25 protein-coding genes are annotated in these 17,919 nt (G+C 71.1%); 5 read left to right on the top strand and 20 right to left on the bottom strand.

The genetic code is table 11. The features are described from left to right. The first annotated feature begins 425 nt into the window (after positions 1–425). The gene (locus tag CCN44_RS12875) at positions 426–2,027 is read left to right on the top strand and encodes a peptide chain release factor 3 (protein WP_237480933.1); all 1,602 of its coding nucleotides are present in this window, start codon (positions 426–428) and stop codon (positions 2,025–2,027) included. A gap of 157 nt (positions 2,028–2,184) precedes the next feature. Here CCN44_RS12875 and CCN44_RS12870 read toward each other — a convergent pair whose 3' ends face one another. The 5 genes from CCN44_RS12870 to CCN44_RS12850 all read right to left on the bottom strand — a co-directional run bounded on the left by CCN44_RS12870 (position 2,185) and on the right by CCN44_RS12850 (position 4,789). Then, positions 2,185–2,574 carry a DUF302 domain-containing protein gene (locus tag CCN44_RS12870; protein ID WP_033314365.1) on the bottom strand — a complete coding sequence of 130 codons (390 nt, stop codon included), beginning with the start codon at positions 2,572–2,574 and terminating at the stop codon, positions 2,185–2,187. Between the two features lie 221 nt (positions 2,575–2,795). Continuing rightward, positions 2,796–3,416, bottom strand: a complete 621-nt coding sequence (locus CCN44_RS12865) for a class I SAM-dependent methyltransferase (RefSeq protein WP_086697726.1) — start codon at positions 3,414–3,416, stop codon at positions 2,796–2,798. 76 nt (positions 3,417–3,492) lie between these two features. Beyond that, positions 3,493–3,816: a metal-sensitive transcriptional regulator gene (locus tag CCN44_RS12860; RefSeq protein WP_086697719.1), complete on the bottom strand. Its 324-nt coding sequence runs from the start codon at positions 3,814–3,816 to the stop codon at positions 3,493–3,495. Next, complete coding sequence (locus CCN44_RS12855) at positions 3,816–4,025, bottom strand: hypothetical protein (RefSeq protein ID WP_086697718.1); 210 nt, start codon at positions 4,023–4,025, stop codon at positions 3,816–3,818. Before CCN44_RS12855 ends, CCN44_RS12860 begins: the two co-directional genes overlap by 1 nt. A 545-nt stretch (positions 4,026–4,570) precedes the next feature. Next, positions 4,571–4,789 carry a hypothetical protein gene (locus tag CCN44_RS12850; RefSeq protein ID WP_086697717.1) on the bottom strand — a complete coding sequence of 73 codons (219 nt, stop codon included), beginning with the start codon at positions 4,787–4,789 and terminating at the stop codon, positions 4,571–4,573. 203 nt (positions 4,790–4,992) lie between these two features. On the opposite strand from CCN44_RS12850, the gene CCN44_RS12845 reads away from it, so the two are divergent. Continuing rightward, entirely contained in the window at positions 4,993–5,226 is a 234-nt protein-coding gene (locus CCN44_RS12845; RefSeq protein ID WP_086697716.1) for a helix-turn-helix domain-containing protein, read from the top strand. Between the two features lie 117 nt (positions 5,227–5,343). Further along, positions 5,344–5,748, top strand: a complete 405-nt coding sequence (locus CCN44_RS12840; protein ID WP_086697715.1) for a hypothetical protein — start codon at positions 5,344–5,346, stop codon at positions 5,746–5,748. Here CCN44_RS12840 and CCN44_RS46140 read toward each other — a convergent pair. The 8 genes from CCN44_RS46140 to CCN44_RS12800 all read right to left on the bottom strand — a co-directional run bounded on the left by CCN44_RS46140 (position 5,745) and on the right by CCN44_RS12800 (position 9,635). Beyond that, positions 5,745–6,323, bottom strand: coding sequence for a hypothetical protein (locus CCN44_RS46140; RefSeq protein WP_237480935.1), 579 nt, complete (start codon positions 6,321–6,323; stop codon positions 5,745–5,747). The two genes, CCN44_RS12840 and CCN44_RS46140, sit on opposite strands and share 4 nt — an antisense overlap. Positions 6,324–6,478: 155 nt before the next feature. Next, entirely contained in the window at positions 6,479–6,694 is a 216-nt protein-coding gene (locus tag CCN44_RS12830) for a hypothetical protein (protein WP_086697714.1), read from the bottom strand. Further along, positions 6,684–6,884, bottom strand: a complete 201-nt coding sequence (locus CCN44_RS12825) for a hypothetical protein (protein ID WP_086697713.1) — start codon at positions 6,882–6,884, stop codon at positions 6,684–6,686. The genes CCN44_RS12830 and CCN44_RS12825 overlap by 11 nt, the downstream gene beginning before the upstream one ends. Then, positions 6,874–7,272: a DUF6302 family protein gene (locus CCN44_RS12820; protein ID WP_086697712.1), complete on the bottom strand. Its 399-nt coding sequence runs from the start codon at positions 7,270–7,272 to the stop codon at positions 6,874–6,876. Before CCN44_RS12820 ends, CCN44_RS12825 begins: the two co-directional genes overlap by 11 nt. Positions 7,273–7,313: 41 nt before the next feature. Continuing rightward, positions 7,314–7,706 (bottom strand): hypothetical protein, encoded by a 393-nt coding sequence (locus CCN44_RS12815; protein ID WP_086697711.1) that lies wholly within the window; start codon positions 7,704–7,706, stop codon positions 7,314–7,316. A gap of 71 nt (positions 7,707–7,777) precedes the next feature. Continuing rightward, complete coding sequence (locus CCN44_RS46135) at positions 7,778–8,227, bottom strand: hypothetical protein (protein WP_244203911.1); 450 nt, start codon at positions 8,225–8,227, stop codon at positions 7,778–7,780. A gap of 356 nt (positions 8,228–8,583) precedes the next feature. Next, positions 8,584–9,057: a hypothetical protein gene (locus tag CCN44_RS12805; protein ID WP_237480939.1), complete on the bottom strand. Its 474-nt coding sequence runs from the start codon at positions 9,055–9,057 to the stop codon at positions 8,584–8,586. Then, complete coding sequence (locus CCN44_RS12800; protein WP_086697709.1) at positions 9,054–9,635, bottom strand: hypothetical protein; 582 nt, start codon at positions 9,633–9,635, stop codon at positions 9,054–9,056. The genes CCN44_RS12805 and CCN44_RS12800 overlap by 4 nt, the downstream gene beginning before the upstream one ends. A 199-nt stretch (positions 9,636–9,834) precedes the next feature. Between CCN44_RS12800 and CCN44_RS12795 the strand changes: the two genes are divergently transcribed. Both CCN44_RS12795 and CCN44_RS12790 read left to right on the top strand, forming a co-directional pair. Next, the gene (locus CCN44_RS12795) at positions 9,835–10,953 is read left to right on the top strand and encodes a helix-turn-helix domain-containing protein (RefSeq protein WP_086697708.1); all 1,119 of its coding nucleotides are present in this window, start codon (positions 9,835–9,837) and stop codon (positions 10,951–10,953) included. A 12-nt stretch (positions 10,954–10,965) separates the two neighbouring features. Further along, complete coding sequence (locus CCN44_RS12790; RefSeq protein ID WP_086697707.1) at positions 10,966–11,547, top strand: HD domain-containing protein; 582 nt, start codon at positions 10,966–10,968, stop codon at positions 11,545–11,547. A 727-nt stretch (positions 11,548–12,274) separates the two neighbouring features. Here CCN44_RS12790 and CCN44_RS12780 read toward each other — a convergent pair. The 7 genes from CCN44_RS12780 to CCN44_RS12750 form a co-directional block, all read right to left on the bottom strand. Next, the gene (locus CCN44_RS12780) at positions 12,275–12,625 is read right to left on the bottom strand and encodes a hypothetical protein (RefSeq protein ID WP_086697706.1); all 351 of its coding nucleotides are present in this window, start codon (positions 12,623–12,625) and stop codon (positions 12,275–12,277) included. 18 nt (positions 12,626–12,643) lie between these two features. Further along, positions 12,644–12,913 (bottom strand): hypothetical protein, encoded by a 270-nt coding sequence (locus tag CCN44_RS12775; protein WP_086697705.1) that lies wholly within the window; start codon positions 12,911–12,913, stop codon positions 12,644–12,646. Between the two features lie 59 nt (positions 12,914–12,972). Then, positions 12,973–14,079 (bottom strand): peptidoglycan-binding protein, encoded by a 1,107-nt coding sequence (locus CCN44_RS12770; RefSeq protein WP_086697704.1) that lies wholly within the window; start codon positions 14,077–14,079, stop codon positions 12,973–12,975. A 63-nt stretch (positions 14,080–14,142) separates the two neighbouring features. Further along, positions 14,143–14,814, bottom strand: coding sequence for a hypothetical protein (locus CCN44_RS12765; RefSeq protein WP_143649720.1), 672 nt, complete (start codon positions 14,812–14,814; stop codon positions 14,143–14,145). A gap of 26 nt (positions 14,815–14,840) precedes the next feature. Then, positions 14,841–15,776, bottom strand: coding sequence for a hypothetical protein (locus CCN44_RS12760; RefSeq protein WP_086697702.1), 936 nt, complete (start codon positions 15,774–15,776; stop codon positions 14,841–14,843). A 2-nt stretch (positions 15,777–15,778) separates the two neighbouring features. After that, positions 15,779–16,933, bottom strand: coding sequence for a siphovirus ReqiPepy6 Gp37-like family protein (locus tag CCN44_RS12755; protein WP_086697701.1), 1,155 nt, complete (start codon positions 16,931–16,933; stop codon positions 15,779–15,781). Positions 16,934–16,948: 15 nt separating this feature from the next. Beyond that, positions 16,949–17,919 (bottom strand): phage tail family protein (locus CCN44_RS12750; protein ID WP_414820496.1); only part of this gene is annotated, 971 nt, incomplete at its 5' end.

The raw sequence follows: 17,919 nt of genomic DNA, 5'->3' as shown, positions 1-17,919 counted from the left end.
ACCCGATCGCGCGGGCGCCGAATCTCTGAGGGCGATCAAGAGGAGCTCCGCCGCATTACTCCAGCCCGGCGAGCGCATGGCGCCCTGAAGGCGTGACCGCTCGCACGTCGCCGATCCACGATCAGATGTGGTCAGGCCGTGGACCAGCAGGCGGACACCATGGAATATGGAGGAACCGCCCGGCGAAGGAACATCTGCCCCGAGCTCTCGACTCCGTTGAGCAGAGGACACCCCGATCCGGAGACTGACGAACAGGCACAAGGAACTGGCTGCATGGGGCACGTACCGGGTCGAGGTCGCCGCACGGTGCACATACCCGTGCCGGGAGCGGACGTCGGCGTACGGCGTCGTCCACTCTCGGTTCGGATGCCTCACCCGGCTCATGGCGCCGTGGCGGCTGCCATCACCGGTGCGGAGGCGGTGCGGTGATCCCGGACGTCAGAGCGGCTGCGGCCCATGAGGCGGCGCGGCGGCGCACCTTCGCGGTGATCAGCCATCCCGACGCGGGCAAGTCCACCCTCACCGAGGCTCTCGCGCTGCACGCCCACGCCATCACCAGGGCAGGGGCGGTACACGGCAAGGCGGGTAGGCGTCGGGTGGCCTCGGACTGGATGGAGATGGAGAAGGCCCGCGGCATCTCGATCACCGCCGCCGTGCTGCAGTTCGCGCACCGCGGGTGCGTGCTCAACCTGCTGGACACCCCCGGCCACGCGGACTTCTCCGAGGACACCTATCGCGTCCTGGCCGCGGTGGACTGCGCGGTGATGCTCATCGACGCGGCCAAGGGCCTGGAGGAGCAGACCCGCAAGCTCTTCGACGTCTGCCGCCACCGCGGCATTCCCGTGATCACGTTTGTCAACAAGTGGGACCGGCCCGGTCGTGAGGCGCTGCAGCTGCTGGACGAGATCGAGCGCGAGTTCCGCCTCAGGCCCACCCCGGTCACCTGGCCGGTCGGGGACGCCGGGAATCTGCGCGGCCTGATCGCCGTACGAACGCCCGGTCAGATGCTGCGCTATACCCGCACCCTGGGCGGAGCCCAGGAGGCCGTCGAGGAAGCGATCCCGGCCGAGCAGGCAGCGGCCGAGGAGGGCACGGACTGGGACCAGGCGGTGGAGGAGCTGGAGCTGCTGCGGGCCGCCGGCGCCGTGCACGACCAGGAGGCGTTCCTGGCGGGCCGGACCACGCCGGTGTTCTTCGGCGCGGCCATATCCAACATCGGCGTACGCCTGCTGCTGGAGGCCGTCATCGACCTCGCCCCGCCCCCGGGGCCGCGGGAGCTGGCGGGCGGCGGCACCCGCCCCGTCGACGCGCCATTCGCGGGGCTGGTGTTCAAGGTGCAGGCGAACATGAACCCCGGGCACCGAGACCGGATCGCCTTCATACGGGTGTGCTCCGGCGTCTTCGAACGCGGCATGACCCTCACGCGCGCCGCCACCGGAAGACCGTTCGCCACCAAGTACGCGCACAGCCTGTTCGGACAGGACCGCTCCACCGTCGACATCGCCTACCCCGGCGACGTGGTCGGCCTGGTCAACGCCCACAGCCTTCGGGTGGGCGACACTCTCTACGCGGGCCAGGCCGCCGTCTTCCCGCCCATCCCCTCCTTCGCACCCGAGCACTTCGCCGTCGCCCGGCCCGTCGACGTCAGCCGCTCCAAGCAGTTCCGACGGAGTATCGCCCAACTGGACGAGGAGGGCGTGGTGCAGGTGCTCGTCTCCGATCTGCGCGGCGAACAGGCCCCCGTCCTGGCCGCGGTCGGCCCGATGCAGTTCGAGGTGGTCACCGCCCGGATGGCGGGCGAGTTCTCCGCCCCGGTCAGGCTGGAGCCACTGCCGTACCGCCTCGCACTGGCCACCGATGCGGCCGGCGCCGAGGCGCTGGGCCGTTCCCGGATCAGGGGCGAGGCGCTCACCCGCGTCCGCGACAAGGCCCAGCTCGCCCTCTTCCGCAACCACTGGCAGGCCGACCTCCTCCAGCGCGACTTCCCCGGCGTCCGCCTGGACCAGCTCATCGCCGCTCACGGCTGACTCATCACGGTCCTGGCCAGGGCGCTCACCGGCACCGCCTTCCGGCCGGCCGCCTCGACGCTCATCGGCTGCCGCACGGACTGACCGCAATCCCCGAGACCACCCCGGGTGTGCGCAGGGCCCGCTCCGCAGCCCGCCTACTGCCGCGCCCGCAGCGTCACGCGAGCGACGCCAGGGCCGCCTGCAGCCGGGCGGCCGCTTCATCGGCCACCGGTTTCAGGGCCTCCAGCCGGGTGAGATCGACCATGGACTGCGGGTCCAGCACCTGGACGACGGTCCGGTCGCCTGCGCTGCGGACGACGACGTTGCAGGGCAGCAACAGCCCGATCGACCGGTCTGTCTCCAGTGCCCGGTGAGCGAGCGGCGGGTTGCAGGCGCCCAGGATCAGGTAGTCCTCCATCTCGGCGCCGAGTTTCGCACGCAGCGTCGCCGTCACGTCGATCTCGGTCAGCACACCGAAGCCCTGCTCCGCCAGTGCGGTGCGCACCCGCTCCACGGTCTCACCGAAGGGCGCCGCCACCTCGACCTTCATCCGGTCGTACGCCATGTCCGCTCTCCTTTCCTGCGCCGAATTGCCCGGGCAGACGTGCTCGAACCCGAAATACCCGGGTGGGTATTCATGGCGAGAGGCTACATCTGAAGGCGCGGCCGTCGCGGCGGGGCGGCGGCAGTGGGGCCGTATGGCCCACCGCCGCACTCCGGAGGGCTCTGCCGCCCAACACTCACCGGCGTCGCGGGCACACCCGCCTCCGCTCGCACTCCTGTCGCTCAGGCCTGCGGACGCCGGTACGCTGCGGCGCCGATCAGGTAGTGGTCGGCCCGCCAGGTCCGGTGGTGGCCGCCGGTCACGAAGCCGCGCCGGTCGAGTTCGGTGAGGAAGTCGGCCGGGGTGAACCGGTCTTCGCGGGGATGGTCGAACAGCAGGCGGTAGGTGCGGGTGGCCAGGGCGAGCGCGGTGACCTCGTCGAAGTAGAAGGTCCCTCCGGGGCGCAGGACGCGGGCGATCTCGTCGAGTGCTGCACGCCAGTCGGGGATGTGGTGGATGATCGCGAAGTCGAAGACCGCGTCGTAGGTGTCATCCCCGGCGCCCAGCGCCGTGCGCAGGTCGGTGGCGCTGCCGGTGGCCAGCCGGACGCGGTCGGCGAGCGGCGCCAGGCGGCGGCGTGCCCGGGCGATCATCGCCGGGTCGAGGTCGACGGCGTCGACCCGTGCCGCGCCCATGTCGCGCAGGAGCAGCTGGGTGCCGTAGCCGGGGCCGCAGCCGATCTCCAGGACGTGGGCGCCGGGCGGCAACTCCCCGCCCATGCGCCGCAGCGCGGGCACCTCGTACCAGCGCTGCAGCCAGCGCCGGGGCGGGGAGTTGACCAGTACCGTCTCCATCCGGTTCATCAGCACGGCTCTTCCTCCTTCGTGGGCGCGCGGCGGATCGTGCCGCAGTCGGCGGCCCGGGCGGTCTGCCTGCGGTTCACAGCCGCAGGGAGCGGCGCAAGGCGATGGTGATCTCGTCGAACTTGGCTTCGGCGTCGGCGGGTTCCGCCCGCGCCGCGTCCAGCACGCGGTGCCGTACATGGCCGTCGAGCAGGCCCAGGGCGACTTCCTGCAACGCGTGGGTGACGGCGCCGATCTGGGTGAGCACGTCGATGCAGTACCGGTCGTCGTCGACCATGCGGGTGATCCCGCGTACCTGTCCCTCCACCCGGTGCAGCCGGGCGAGGTGGTCGGCCTTGTGGTCGTGGTATCCGGGCGGTGCCGGGTGCCGGGCGTGGTCGCTGTCGGTGGCGGTGGGCATCACCGTTCAACTCCCTTCTGTCGCTGGGCGGCCGGAGCCGCGGCGTGATCCTCACAGGGTGTGCGCGTGGTGTGTACGGTCGCGATGGCCAGCACCGCCGCGACCAGGGCGATGGCCGCGTTGATCAGCAGGCTGTCGGCAATCTCGTCGGTGAAGGCGGTGCCGGCGGGGCGGGTGCGGGCCAGGTCGCCGGGCCACTGGGCGGCCACGATGGCGCCCAGGAGGGGCAGGCCGGCCCGCAGGCGATGTCCCCGGCAGCCATCCGCAGCGGCGCCGTCGCGCGGCGTTCGATCAGCCAGAAGAGCGTGAACCCCGCTGCCGCGGCCACGAGCGGGACCCACAAGCCCACCGAGGTCCAGCCGTTGGCGTTCGCCTGGGTCAGGGGGTAGATCAGGGCGGACAGGCCGATGGCCGAGGCGAGCCCGCCGACGAGACAGGCCACACCCATGACGGACTCCTTCGGGCCTGGGAAGCGATACGTAATCCACCTCCACCCTCGCCCGGCATACCCCCACTGCGTAGGGGTCGTCTGTCCCGGTCACAAGGGCCGAGTGGCCCCATGTGCCCGCCCGCTACTACGAGGGAACTTGCTAGTACCGCGCCACCAGCGCGGGCAGACGGAGTCCTTCCGCCCCTCACCGAGAGAAGGGATCACTGTGATGTTCTGGTACAACGACCACGACATCAGCGGCTGGGGCTGGTTCGGCATGTCCCTCGGCATGGTTGTCTTCTGGGGCCACAAAGTCGTTTACCCCTACATGTCGCGCGAGCCGCCGGTGATCTCTTCGATCAGGGACAGCGTGTCGTCGAGTCGAGTCCGCAGGCGCTCAAGCAGCAGGATCAGGCCGTCGTGTGGCAGCTGCGCCAGATCCTCGGCGCGGGCGTATTCCAGGTCCCGGCGGGCGTAGTCGATCCGGGCGCGCTGGAAGTCGGTGAGGGGTCCCGGTGGGGGCTGGGACGGCTCATCGGTCATGTGTGCCACCTGCTGACGTGCGTGTTTGGGTTGTTGCAAGCTCAATAGTTGTCTTCTGAATACATATTTGGCAATAGGTCAAGGATCACGTCCGTCGAACGCACGTTTGCATCCCGAGAGGCTTGCGTGGCGGCCGAAAATCACCCTGGCGATGTACCAAGGATGGTACAGACAATGATCACGATCTTGACCAGCGTGTATGCGTGCCATCTGATCCCCTGCCCGACTGGGTACTCACCCGCCGCCGGGCCATCGGGGACGCCATCCGCGCCGCTCGCGGCGCGCGCGGACTCTCGCAGGAGAAACTAGGCGAGCTGGCGCGGCTCGACCGCAAGACGATCAACCGGATCGAGCAAGGCACGCACAGCACCCTTCTGGATCACCTGCTGCTCATCGCTGACGCCCTCGACGTGCCCCTCGCCGAACTCGTCAGATAGGACCGCCGCCGGCCAAAGAGCGGACCGGCGGGGTGGGCCGCCGCCGAGCGCGGAGTGCGCCGGCGGGCCCCGGGGCAGACGGGCGATGGGCCCTCCCTCTCCGCTAGCGTGCTGCCCATGACGGACAGCGAGCCGTTCGCGCGGGACGGCCGACCAGTGTGCGGCGTGTGCCCCTCCCTGCGACTGCCCGGCGGCCGGTTCGATGTCGCTGACCGCCCCTCACGGGACTGCCCCTTCGACCCGGCCACCGGCCACCGGGTCACCGCCGCCGGCATCCCGGTGTGCGTGCACCCCGAGCGGGTCGGGCTGCCGGCAGCCCCGTACGCCACCGATAGCCTCCCGCTGCCCTGGGAGACCCCGCCGCCCGTAGAGGCCGACGAGGTCCCCGCGTGGGTGCGCGCAGCACTGGACGCAGCACCGCCCGAGGTCTGCGACGACGTGATCCGCCAGGCGACGGAACTCCTGCTCGCCTCAGACCCGGCCACGGACATCACGGCAGTGCTGCGCGCCGCGCTCGGCTAGGCCGCGACCGCGGCGAAGGTGATGCTGTGCTCCCGACCGGATCGGCCCATCCCGATGCTCTGGTACAGGCCCGCGAGGACTTCGCGGCGCCGGACGACCTCCTCGTGGTCGAGCCAGTACCGGGCCGGCGGCTCGCCCCACGCCGCGCGGTAGCAGTCGTGGGTGTACCCGCCGGCCCGGTAGTCCGTGTGCTCCTGGTCGGTCTGGTGGATGACGACGGCCCCGACGCGGGCCGCGATCGCCGTCAGCAGCTGTGCCTGCGCCAGCATCGCGTGCGTCATCTCATCGACCGGGACAGCGATCGCGATCTCGGCCGCCTGGTCGTCGCCGGTGGCCTCGTACACGGCGGCCTTCAGCGCGAGGGCGCGCAGGCCTTCCTCGAACAGCGGCTGGGCGTCGGCTTCGAGGGTCCAGCGGTCGATCACCGGGAATCCGGTGAAGCACTGCCAGTCCTCGGAGTACTCCAGCGACGCCGCCCGGAACGCGGCGAACTCGGGGTCCTTCTTGATGTTGTTCAGGATCCGCGCCGCGACGCCGGCGACGGCGTCCACGGTGGGCATCTCGACCTGGGACATGCGGCTTCCTCTCCTCGATGGGGGTGGTGCCTTGGTGCCTGCCCGACAGCCGAGCATGTCTCAGCCCGGCCGCCGGGCAGGGGTCTATGAGGTCGACGGGGGTGGTCAGGGCGGCGGGACTGCGCGCGCCAGCACGGTGGTGATCGTCGGCCTCGTCACTGGACGACCACCAGCAGACTCAGCACGCCGACGACGAGCAGCACGACGTACCCGAGCGCCGCCCAGGCGAGCAGGGGCTGCTGCCGGCGCAGGCTCTGCCAAGCCTCTTTCCCGGTGCGGCCGTCCGCCTGCACGCGCACGCCGAGCGCACTGAAGGTGATGGAGATGCGCTGTACGGGAGCGTCCTCGGTTTCCGGTCGGTCACAGCTCATCGTCGTCGTCCTCTCCGTAGTTATCGGCGTCCGTCGGGGCGTTGTCGCACCGCTGGCAGCCGCGGCCGTCTTCGCCTACAGGGATGGTCAGTCCGAACAGGAGGTGGAAGGCACACGCCGCGGGCTGTGCTTCGGACTGGGCGGCGCCGACGTCCTCGCCGTCCGTCTCGCCGGATCGGTCACTGCTCACGGGAGGTCAGCTCCTCGGTGAACGAACGGATTGCCCGCGCGCTGTAGCCGTAGAACGCGCCGCGTACGGTGTCGTCCTCGGTCTCGGGAACGGGCTCCCCCCACTCCACGACGTGGTACACGCTCGGGTGAGCGGACCAGCGGATGCGCACGGCGGGAAACCCGGCGCGGCCGGCGAGGGCGCGGTGCAAGTAGCACGCGGCCTCGGGGCCGCCGATGGAGATGTAGCCGCCGTGCCGGCCGGGGCCGACCGGCACCGCGAGGTAGCTGGTGCGGCCGATGACGACGGCGATGCTGGCGGCGAGGAGACTGGGGTCGGCGAGGCGCTCGCGGTACCAGCTGGCTTCCCACTCTTCCCGATGGTCGTGAGGCCGCACTGCGACGGTCACGGGGGATGGCATGGCTTCTGTCTCCACTTCGGCGTGCGCTGTCAGGGGGCCGGGTCGTCGGCCGCGGCCGGGGGGTCTTGTGGGGCGGGGAGCTTGCCGGCGAGCTGGAGCATGTTGAGCAGTGCGCGCACGCTCACGGCGAGGTCGCTGACGCGCTCCCACAGCGGGACCAGCGGGCGGGTGACGCCGAGGACCTCGTCCGCGCGCACCAGGACCAGCAGCCCGGTCCGCTGCTGCTCGCCGCGCAGCTCCTCCTGGACCAGGTCGGCGACATGAGGACGCAGCAGCCTCACGTGCTCCACCAGCCGACGGAGCAGCTGCACCAGTCGTGCGGGCTGCTGTGGCGGTGCGTACAGGGCCGTGTGGCAGTCCTGGCGGATTGCCTGGACGGTGTCCACGGTGAGGGGCTGGATGATCGTGCTGTACGCGTGCATGCCGTCCTCCTGGACCAAAGGGTCAACGAAGTGATGAGTCACGGCCGGGACTCTGCGCCGCCTCCGGAACCTCATCGGCCTGCCCCCACCAGGCCCGCGACGCGGGCGAACTCCTGCTCGAGCCGGTCAGTGCCGAGCCGAGCGATCTCCGCGTTCAGGTCCGCGGGCCGGACCCCGTGCAGCTGGACAACCTGTCGGTGCGCGACGCTCCAGCGGGCGTCAGGGGCGCCGTACTCGATGTACTCCAGCTTGCTGACGGTCGGCTTCAGGGTGCGGGGGCTGTAGAAGACGCCGGCGACGCCCCACACCGGGGCCGCGTCGACCCACGCCGTGACGTACCGGCCGCCCCGCAGGGCGCCGCACAGCTGGACGGAGATCGCTGCGCACGGAACGTGCACCGGCGGGCTGGCGGTTCGTTCGCCGTCCTGGATGGGGCCGCCCGTGCTGCGCAGGAGCCAGAAGTACGGACCGCCGTCCGGGCCCGCCGGCCGGGAACAGACCTGGCACATCGCGTTGAGCATGGCCCGACGCTGCCGGTAGGGGTGGATCACGTGCGGCTGCGGTCGCCCTCGCAGGGACCGTCGAAGGAGTGCCGGGCGGACCCACAGCTGACCGAAGGTGTCCCGGTCAGCCGGCAATTCGTCCTCGTACCCGAGGCCGTACCGTCGGCTGGGCACGAGCGGCGGTTCCAGGAGCCGCTCTTCACTCCAGGCCGCGATGTACGGGACGACGCCGGGCGGTGCTGGGGGGAGCACGGTGTCCCTTTCTCGTGACGTACAGGGGTGGGTGGCCCGGCACACCCAAGGTCGGCGTGGTGTGCCGGGCCAGGGTGGCCCCGGGGGCGAGGACGGGGGCGCTCGCCGCGCCGGGGCCGGCATCAGCGGCTGCTCGGTCTCCCGGTCATGCATCGAAGGTGGGCGTATCCGAGGTACAACCGGGAGTCGCCCTCCCACCGCACGGGCCCCACAAGGTCTCCCGCCAGCAAGGGGCTGGGACAGATGAAGCATTCGGGGTGCTTGTCGATGGGCCCCATGGTCTGCTCGTGCAGGACGCGCCGGCCATGGCCGATGTAGCAGGTGCGCCGCTGCTGGCAGTGGAGGCAGGTGTCGAAGTGCCGGTGCCAGTCGTACCAGCTGACGTACCAGGCCAGGCGCGCGGAGTAGCAGGGCATGCAGCCCCACCGAGGCAGGGGGGTCGACGGCTCCAGTTCCACGGAGGTGCCGTCGACGGGGCTGACGCACCAGACGCACGCCTCGCCGGCCAGGGCCGAAGAGGGCAGGTTCAGCGGCACCTCGAACCAGCTGACGAGCCGGTGTAGGCGTGCCAGCTCATCGGCGATCTGCACGGTCACTGGGCGTTTACCCCGCTGCGGGTCGCACGGCCGTGGTGGAGGAGCTTCTCCACCTCGTCCGGGTAGCAGAGGTCACCGGCGGAGTCCATCGGCAGGCACCAGTACCCGCGTCCCTGGGGCTCGGTGAGGTGGACGGCGGGAACGCCGAGGTAGTGATCACGGCCCAGGTACTCCACGCCGGGCAGATGCCGGTCTGTCCACTTCCAGGCGGTGGAGGAGGGCACCAGGAAGTAGTACAGGAGGGCGTGAAGGTCGGCGAATGCCGCACCACCGTCGAACCACTGACGGAGGAAGGCGTCGACCACCGGCAGTTCCTCGGTGCCGGCCGCCGCCCACACCAGGTGGGCAGGGGCGCGGACGGCGGAGAAGAGGCCACCGCACGGCAGGAGCGCGATCCCTCCGGCCTCCGTCCACTGGATGCGGGCCTGCTCCTGCTGCTCGCTCTGGACCGCGCCGAGGAGCCAGCGGGCGATCGCCTGCCGGTCGATGTGGTCGACGGTCGTCCCCGCGGTGGGGTCCGATGAAGCGAGCGAGTAGGGCCGCTGGTCGTAGGCGGCAGGAGGGCCAAGTGGCTGCACATGCGATCCCGTCACCGTGTGGCCTCCGTCCTGCTGTCTCGGAGCGCCAGAGTTTTCTCCGCAGGCGCGGTCATGGTGGCATCACTCCCACTACGCTGAGTTGCCCGGTCATCACCCTTGACAGTAGGTAGGGGTGATCACCGCTTGTAGTGACTGTGAGTACGGGTAAGGGCCCGTCAAGGGCGGGCAAGGGGACGCCATGGGACAGCAGGCGAAGGCAACCCTGACCGGCAGCCAGGGTTCGCCGGGACGGGGCCGTTCGGGCATCATCTCGGGGTACGTGTTCCGGGTCATTCGTGAACAGTTAGGGCACACGCAGGACAGCCTTGCCGAGGTGTTCGGGGTGGCGCCCGACACGGTCGCGGGCTGGGAGACGGGGCGCCGTCCGCTGACTTCCCTGCCGGTGGGGCAGATGCTGGTGCATCGCCATCGGCTCATGCAGATGGGCACGGCGCCTGACCTGCTTGCTGCTCTCGAACGTGCGTTGGAAGCGGACATGCTGCTGGCCAGCGTGCTGGAGGACGATGCGCCTGATGGCCCCAGCCCGCTTGGCGCCTGGGTCTTGCAGCGTGATCTCGTTGAGGTGCTCACCTGGCCGCTGAACGGCGTGACCCCCACTCCGTTGCGCGACCTGCCGGCGCCCCCTCGGCCGCGCCGCGGGCCGGTACCGACGGCGCCAGAATTGCCCACGGTTGACCGGCGGCGCTTCTTCAGCCGCATGCGGGAGACGGCCGAGCAGGCCCGTGGAGGCCGCGACTTCCTGCTGCGCCGGCAGGCCCTCTACCTCGCCGGGTTCGACCAGGACGCCGATACCTCCGAGTGGCTGGCGCACCAGCAGCGGACCGAGCGGCCGGACGACTGGCTGACGCAGTGGCTCAACTCCCGCTCCGTGGCCGCCGTAGCCGCGCGCCAGGGCGACCGGGACCGGATGGCCCACTTCATCGGCCACACCCTGGGTGGCGACGACCGCGCCGAGGCGGCGAATCTGAACTACTGGGCCTACTGGGTCGGGGAGTCCGCGCACATCCAGCTGTCGGACGACTTCATCGGGGAGGCGACGCCGGGGTCCTGGCACGGCGATCGGCTCATGGCCCACCTGGTCCGCGGCCTCACCCCACGGCACGGCTTCTTTGACCTCAACGTCCACACGCTGTGGGCGCTGCTTGCCGCCCGCCCGAACCTGTTGCGTGCACGCTCGGCTGCCGGAAGGGCCCTGCGCGAGCGCCTTCCCATGATGTTGGATGATTCCCAGCTTTCGCCACAGGCTCGGCGGGAGCTGGAGGGCATCCGATACGCAATCCGCCTCGCCGAGGCGTGAAAGGGGACACCTGTGGGTGACCAGGATCTCGCGGACGTAGCCCACTTCTTGTGGGAGTCAGGCACGCTGAAGAATGCCCGTCGCACGGGCTGGTGGATGGCGGGCGTTCGTGATCCTGAGAGCGTCGCCGAGCATGCTTGGCGCACGTCCATCATCGCCTCGGTCATCGCCACTCTGGAGGGCGCAGATGCCGCACGCGCCGCGCACCTGGCGGTCTGGCACGACTCTCAGGAGACGCGCACGGGCGACGTGAACCATCTGGGGAAGAAGTACGCCGCTCCGGGCGACCCGGAGGCCGTGACAGCGGACCAGACAGCCGGCATGCCTGAGGTACTGCGCGCGGCCGTCCGCGCGGTCGTCGCCGAGTACGAGGCGCGCGAGACGCCGGAGGCCATCTGCGCGCGCGACGCGGACAAGCTGGAGTGCATGTTGCAGGGCCTGGAATACCGAGCCCAGGGCTACGAGGCGGCCCAGCGCTGGGTCGACAACAGTCGGGCCCGGATCGTCACAGAGTCGGGGCAGCGACTGGCCGATCAGCTGCTGACCCAGGCCCCGCTCGACTGGCTGCGCGCGGCAATGAGCGAGCGCAGCTGACCCGAACACGAAGAAAGTGCCCCCTCTCGCCCGTAGGCGAGAGGGGGCACTTCGTATGGTCCTCATGCGATGCGGCGCCGGTCTGCCGGCAGTCCCAGCACCGTGAGCGACGACGCTGGTGATGGGGTGGGATGGCCCGGCTGCTCGGCGCCGTCCCGGCGGCAGACTAGGGCATCTTCGTCCCAGCTCGGGTGCTGGAGGCTGTACCCGTCGGGGCACTGCGGTCCTGCCGGGCCGCGCTCGCCTGCCGGGCCCTGCGGTCCAGGCGGGCCGGGCTCGCCCTGGGGCCCAGGCGGCCCCGCAGGTCCGGCGGGGCCAGTAGCACCAGCGGGCCCAGGCGCACCGGCCGTGCCGGCCGCGCCAACAGGGCCGTCAGCACCATCGGCGCCCTTCCTCCCGGGTGAACCAGACGGCCCCGGAGGACCGGAGGGGCCCGGCTCCCCCGGTAGACCCGCATCACCTGGCGGTCCGGGCGGTCCGGTCACCGACGCCCCCGGCTCGCCGCGGCTCCCGGGCGGCCCCGCGATCGGCGTCCCGCCCAGGCCTTCGACCTGGCGGGCGAGCGCATCTCGGGCGCCGGTCGCGGCGTGCAGGTCGTTCGACAGGGTCACTACCTGGATGGCGAGCCAGCCCAAGAGCAAGACGATCATCAGGCCGGTCGCCACGATCAGCCACTCCGCCCGCGGCAGCCGCCAACGATGCCGCCTGTGGGTCCTGCGCGCGACGCTCACCGTGCCACCACCGCCCACACTGCGATCGCCGCGGACAGAAGCCCCATCAGGACGGGCAGGACCATCTGGTAGAGGCGCGCCTGCCGCTCACGCTCGCGCCGGTCCCGCTCCGCCAGCTGGTACTGCTCGAAGGCGGTCTCCAGGGCGTCCCTGGCGTCCGCGACTTTCTGCACCTCCTGACCCAGTGCTGTGATGCGCTGGTCGGTGTAGGCGGACTGGAGCGTGTAGACCTCGGTGGAGACGACCTTGTCGAGGCGGGCGTTGATGCCCTGGCCCATGGCCTGGATCTCCTGGCGCAGGGCTGCGACGGCGCGCCCGAGTTCGCCGACGCTGGGGTCTTCGGGCACGTGCCGCTCCTCGTCGGGTCAGACGCCCTTGGCGAGGGACGCGCTGTTCTTCGTGCCGAACGCCCGGGCGGCCATCCCCTTCAGCAGCGAGACGGCCGCGGCGATCCCCGAGGCGCCCATGGTCTGCCAGAACGAGGCGGTGAACATGTCGGCCGGGCCAGCGGCGACGCCGACCGCGCACGCGGCTCCGACGAAGCTGGCGATCGTACGCTCGGCGAGGTCCTTCGCGTAGGCGGCACCGGTCTTCACGACGGTGTCGGCGTCGGTGGGCAGGGGGAAGTCGGGCATGGACGGTCCTCTCGGATGCGGGAATGAGTGGGGCAGAGGGGGATGGCGAGGGCAGGCCGCTACGACAGCAGTCGCCGCCAGGTCTCCGGGCCCGGGTAGCCGTCCGGGTCGCCGGCGAGGGCTTTGACGGACCGCTGGAAGTCCGCGACGTTCTTCCGCGTGTACTGGGTGAACTTCGGCCCGGCCTGGTAGCCGTTGCCGTCGTGGTGCCGGGTGAAGCCCTTCCTGATCAGTGCCCGGTCCAGCCTCACGACGGCCGGGTTGCTCTTGCCGAGCACGAACGCGGAGCGGCCCGGGAACGGCGGTACCGCGGTCGTGCTCGTGCTGCCCGGGAGGTAGCCGAGCAGCTGCTCAAGGGTCACCGCGCCCGGGACGCCGTCGGCGTCCTGGTGCGCAGCGGTCCCGGAGTAGCCGAGGCTGACCTGGTAGTCGGAGTAGTTGCGGGTGTCGGCGTCGCTCCACGTCGGGCCGGGCCCGACCTCGTAGTGCCGGCCGAAGCCCTTCGCGACGAGCGCCTGGCCGACCTTGGTGACGTGGTCGCCGCTCGCCCCGTAGCCGTAGGTCAAGCCGTTGATCGTGACCTGGTAGCGGGCGATCTCCGTCCCGCCGGAGGTGCCGTCACCGGATCCGCCGATCGGCCCGGTGCCGTCCGGGCGGCGGGCGCCGGCCTGCACCCAGGCGTACAGCGCATCGCCCGGGCACGCGGTCGCGTAGCCGTCGCGGTGACCACGTACCTCGCTGCCGGCGTCTCCGCCGGACCGCATCCACTCGATCGCGTCGACCAGGCCGTTGAGCTGGGCGTCGGTGGGCTGGACGAGACCGGAGGAGCCGACCATGGCGCAGACCGCGTAGTGCGCCGTGTTCAGCGTCTGGTTGCCGTTTGCAGCGGTCCTCCGGTGCACGCCGCGGCCCTCGAACACTGCGCCGTGCGGGCAGACGACCGCGTTGTACGCGATGTCGCTGTAGTCCTCGGCGGTGTTGGCCAGGTGGGCGGCCTGGATGTCGCGCATGTGGCCGGCGCAGGCGTCGTGCGCGTCGGGGTCGGCCAGGGACTTCGGCACGTAAGACCCCTCGTAGTGGATCTTCACGCCTTGGGTGCTGGCGATGTAGACCAGCTCGTAGCGAGACGGCTGCGCGCCCCACTGCGCGCGCGTGACCAGCTGCATGGGCCCTCCAGGGGCATAAGGAAAGCCCCTGGCCGACGGCGCAGGGGCAGGACGGGATGGGGGTCAGGCGGTGCGGACGAGCTTCAGCGAGCATCCGGCGCGCAGGATCGTGGCCGCCGCGTTCGAGGTGTTCTGCGCCCACAGCAGCGTCAGGGCGCCGGCGGTGTCAGCGACGACCAGCGTTCCCTTGAAGCAGGTGCCGGTCGTCGCGGTGAAGGTGACGACGCCGGCCGGGGTGGTGACGCCGACGCCGTCGTTGTCGGTCCACACCATCGACGTCCCCACCGGAACGGCCCAGGTGGCCCGCAGGCCGCCGCCGCCGTTGCTCCACACGCCGATCAGCTCGACGTCGTAGGTGGCGTTCGCCTCCACCGGCAGCGTCAGGTGAGGGTCGGCAGCCGGGGAGGCGGTGTTCGAGCGGGGCGTGTCCAGCGCCTTGATCACCTGTTGGATCCGGCCGATGTTGCTGCTCGGTCCGGCCGAGCCGTCCCGGGCCGCGATCCAGGCGCGGGAGGTGCCGCCGGCGTCAGCCCACATGCCGGGGACATCGACGGGGCCGCTGAAGGAGGGGATGAACCCGTTGGTGTCGGTGGTGACCTGGGTGATCGGCGCGCCGAGCGCATCGAGGAGGTCGGTGTATTGGGTGCCGTCGGTGATCGAGTCCCAGAACGTGACGACCGTGCCGGGGGCCACGCCCCACAGGCCGTCGGTGGGCCGGACAACGTAGTCGGCCATGCCCGATCCGAAGTGGAAGCGGGGCATCAGCTCACCCCCCAGCTCATGCTCTCGGGCAGGACGAAGTCGCCTTCGTGGACGGTGGGGTGCTGTGTCAGCAGGACCTGCCCCGGTGTGTCGGAGACGGCGGAGAAGACGGTGAGGCGGGCGACCTGGACGCCGGTGACGTAGGCGAGGCCGTACTGGTCGCGCTTGGGGTGCCAGTACTCCGGCGGGATGAACAGCGGCAGGCGGCTCTGCGTCGTGGCCGACAGGTCGCTGCTGGTGCGCTGGAAGGTGCCGAGGCGAAGGTGGACGGTCCCGGATCGGACTTCCAGCACGGAGGAGGTGCTGATCTTCCAGTTGGCCACGGTCTGGTCAACCACGACCTCGCCGTTGTTGTCGTAGATGAGGACCCAGGCGGTGCCGTTCCACACGCGGACGCGGCCCGTGTCGGTTTCCACGGCCACCTCGCCGGGGACCGGGGCAGGGTTGAGCGTGGTGGACGTGCACGGGCGCACGCGGGCACCCGCGTACAGCTCGGACCGGGTGACGGTGACGCTGGACGCCCCGTTCAGGACGGTCACCACCGCGAGCGGGATCTCGTAAATGCCGGTGTCCGTGAGCTGCTGGACGAGGTCGGGTGCGGTGCTGCCGGCGCCCTGCCGGACGGCCGCCCGGACCGTCCAGGTGGAGCGGTCCAGGCGGAGAACGATTCGGTCCCGGCGAGTCTGCCCGCTGTTGTTGGCCGCGATCGGGAGGGTGACGGTGGACGTGCCGGAGTACCAGGCGTGGCCGCGCACACTCGCGTAGACGTCGGAGCGGATGTTCACCGACAGACCGGTCCCCGCAGAGACCACCGCGGTGTCGGCCGGATTGCCGTACACGCCGTTGTCGGAGAAGCGCGCGGCCAGCTTCTCGTACTCGATGTCGGTGACGGCCCGGCTGTTGTGGGCCGGGGACGGCCAGGAGTCGTCGGCCACGCTTACCTCGCTTCGATCCTGCCGAGCCTGCGGCCCAGCTCACGTACCAACCGCACCATCTGCGGATCTGTGGTGGCGTCCGGCGAGCCGATCAGCGACGTCACGGTCTCGCCGTCCTGTGGGGAGGCCTGGAGACGGATGGACCGCACCAGGTCCTTCACTTCCAGGCCGGTCGGCAGCGCGACGGTCACCCGGTCGCCGAGCCCGAAGTCCCGGCCGGCGCACAGGTCTTCGGTGTCGACGGTGACCGTGGCCAGCTCCACCGGCGCCGCGCCCTCGGCAAGGGCCTGCTTGCCCTCCTGGGTCAGCGCGCCGTTGTCGTTGCTGTCGGCACTGGAGTCGACCAGCTGCTCCACACGCCACCAGGAGGCCGCCGCCGTGGTGTCGGCGACTTCGACGTAGGGACGCGGGACCGCGTTGTCCGCGCCGGTGACGAGGGCGTGGGTGACCGTCGGCGCGGACCGTTTGAAGGTGAAGGCGCGCAGGTTGCCCAGACCGGTGGAGAAGCGGGCCGTCGCGGTGCGGTCGGCGGGCTGGTAGACCTCGAACAGGATCTGGCTGCCCACCTGCCGGGTGCGGATGCCCAGGCCGCCGCCGTCGGTGGCCACCCGGCGGCACGGGTCCAGCAGCCGCTCCAGGCGGGTGTCGACGCTCACCGTGGTGCCCACCCCGGCCACCGGGCCGAGGGCGAAGTTCGGGATGCGCCGGTCCGGCCGCGCGCCGGGCCCGCAGTTCTCGTTCACCAGCGTCCGGATGATCAGTTCGGCGTTCGTCGCGGTGATCTTCCGGGACGTGCCCGGCTGCGCCGACCACGCCGAGCCGGGCGACGGCCAGGTCAGGTACCCGGCCGGGAGCGCGAGGTCGTCGGTGAAGGTGACGGTCACCTTGCCGGGTGGCGGTTCGCCGTCCCCGGCGATCCCCCAGGAGTAGTCCTGCGGGACCTCCATCGGCCCGGCCATCCAGACCTGGCCGTCCCGGATCACCATGATCCGGTTGCCGGGCTGGAGCTGGGCCATCACCTCGGCGTGCGCGACCAGGTCCACGCTGCCGCTGCCCGGCTCATTGAAGGAGAGGGTGACGTCCAGGTTGGACCAGTCGATGAGCGGGTCCCCCTGCACGGCCAGGTTCCGGTTGGTGACGAGGAGCTGGACGGCCACGGGCTCCACCTCCTCTCAGGCGGTCTCGTACCGCGGGTTGAACGAGAGGTCGACCGCGCTGGTCGGCCCGGAGCCCGACAAGGCGAAGGTGACCTGGTTGGCCCCCGGCTCCAGGCCCCACAGAACTGCCGACGGCCAGTTGAGCGCGCCGACCCAGTTCGAGCCGTCCTGGTAGCGGACCTGCGGCGGGTCGGTGCGCACGGTGACCTTCTCCCCGGCCAGCAGGTTGCCGTGGCCGACGCTGCTGGGGTTGAGGGTGAACGACTCGGTGACGATCTCCCCGGTTCTCGTCCTCCGCGTCACCGTGAAGGTGACCAGGGTGGCGGGCCCGGTGATCGTCCACGTCGGCCACACGGTCACGTCGCCGGGATTGGTGACCGTGGTCGCCCCGAGTACCTGGGAAGAGGAGACCGTGGGGTACGGCGTGAAGAAGCTGCCCGAGGACGCCTGCTCGCGGTGCACCACCACCGGGACCGGGTCGACCCAGTACGGGTCCTCGCACCACAGGGTCATGACAGCGACGTCCGTGATCCAGCCGGAGCCCCTGGTGCCCCGTCCCTCGAACCCGTCCTGGTAGTACACGTTGATGCGTCGGCGGGACCCGTCCGGGCGGGCGATCTCCAGCACGCCGGGGCCCTCGCGCAGGGTGCGAGTGAACGCGGTCGCCAACTTCCGCCACCGGCTGACGAATTCGAGGTGGGTGTCGCCCTGCACCTGCACCGGCCACACGATGGACCGGGGCTGGGCCTGGACGTGCCGCAGCCGCGCGCCGCCGCGCGCCCGCGCGTCCGAGGTCAGCTCGTACGGCGTCACCCCGAGACCGGAGACGCCCTCGGCGAGCGTGAACCAGCCGAGCGCACGCGAGGTCAGCGGCCACACCCCGCCGGCCGGGTCGTAGTAGGTGACCACAGCCCGGCCGAGTTCCGGCAGGACGATGCCCCCGCCGCCTGCGGGTGGGGGGCCGGTGTCCGGCGGGGGCATCGTCC

It is taken from the genome of Streptomyces tricolor, from assembly GCF_002155905.1.
GTDB lineage: Bacteria > Actinomycetota > Actinomycetes > Streptomycetales > Streptomycetaceae > Streptomyces > Streptomyces tricolor.
Note: the sequence above shows the minus strand (reverse complement) of the source record. Positions and strands in the feature narration are given on the sequence as shown.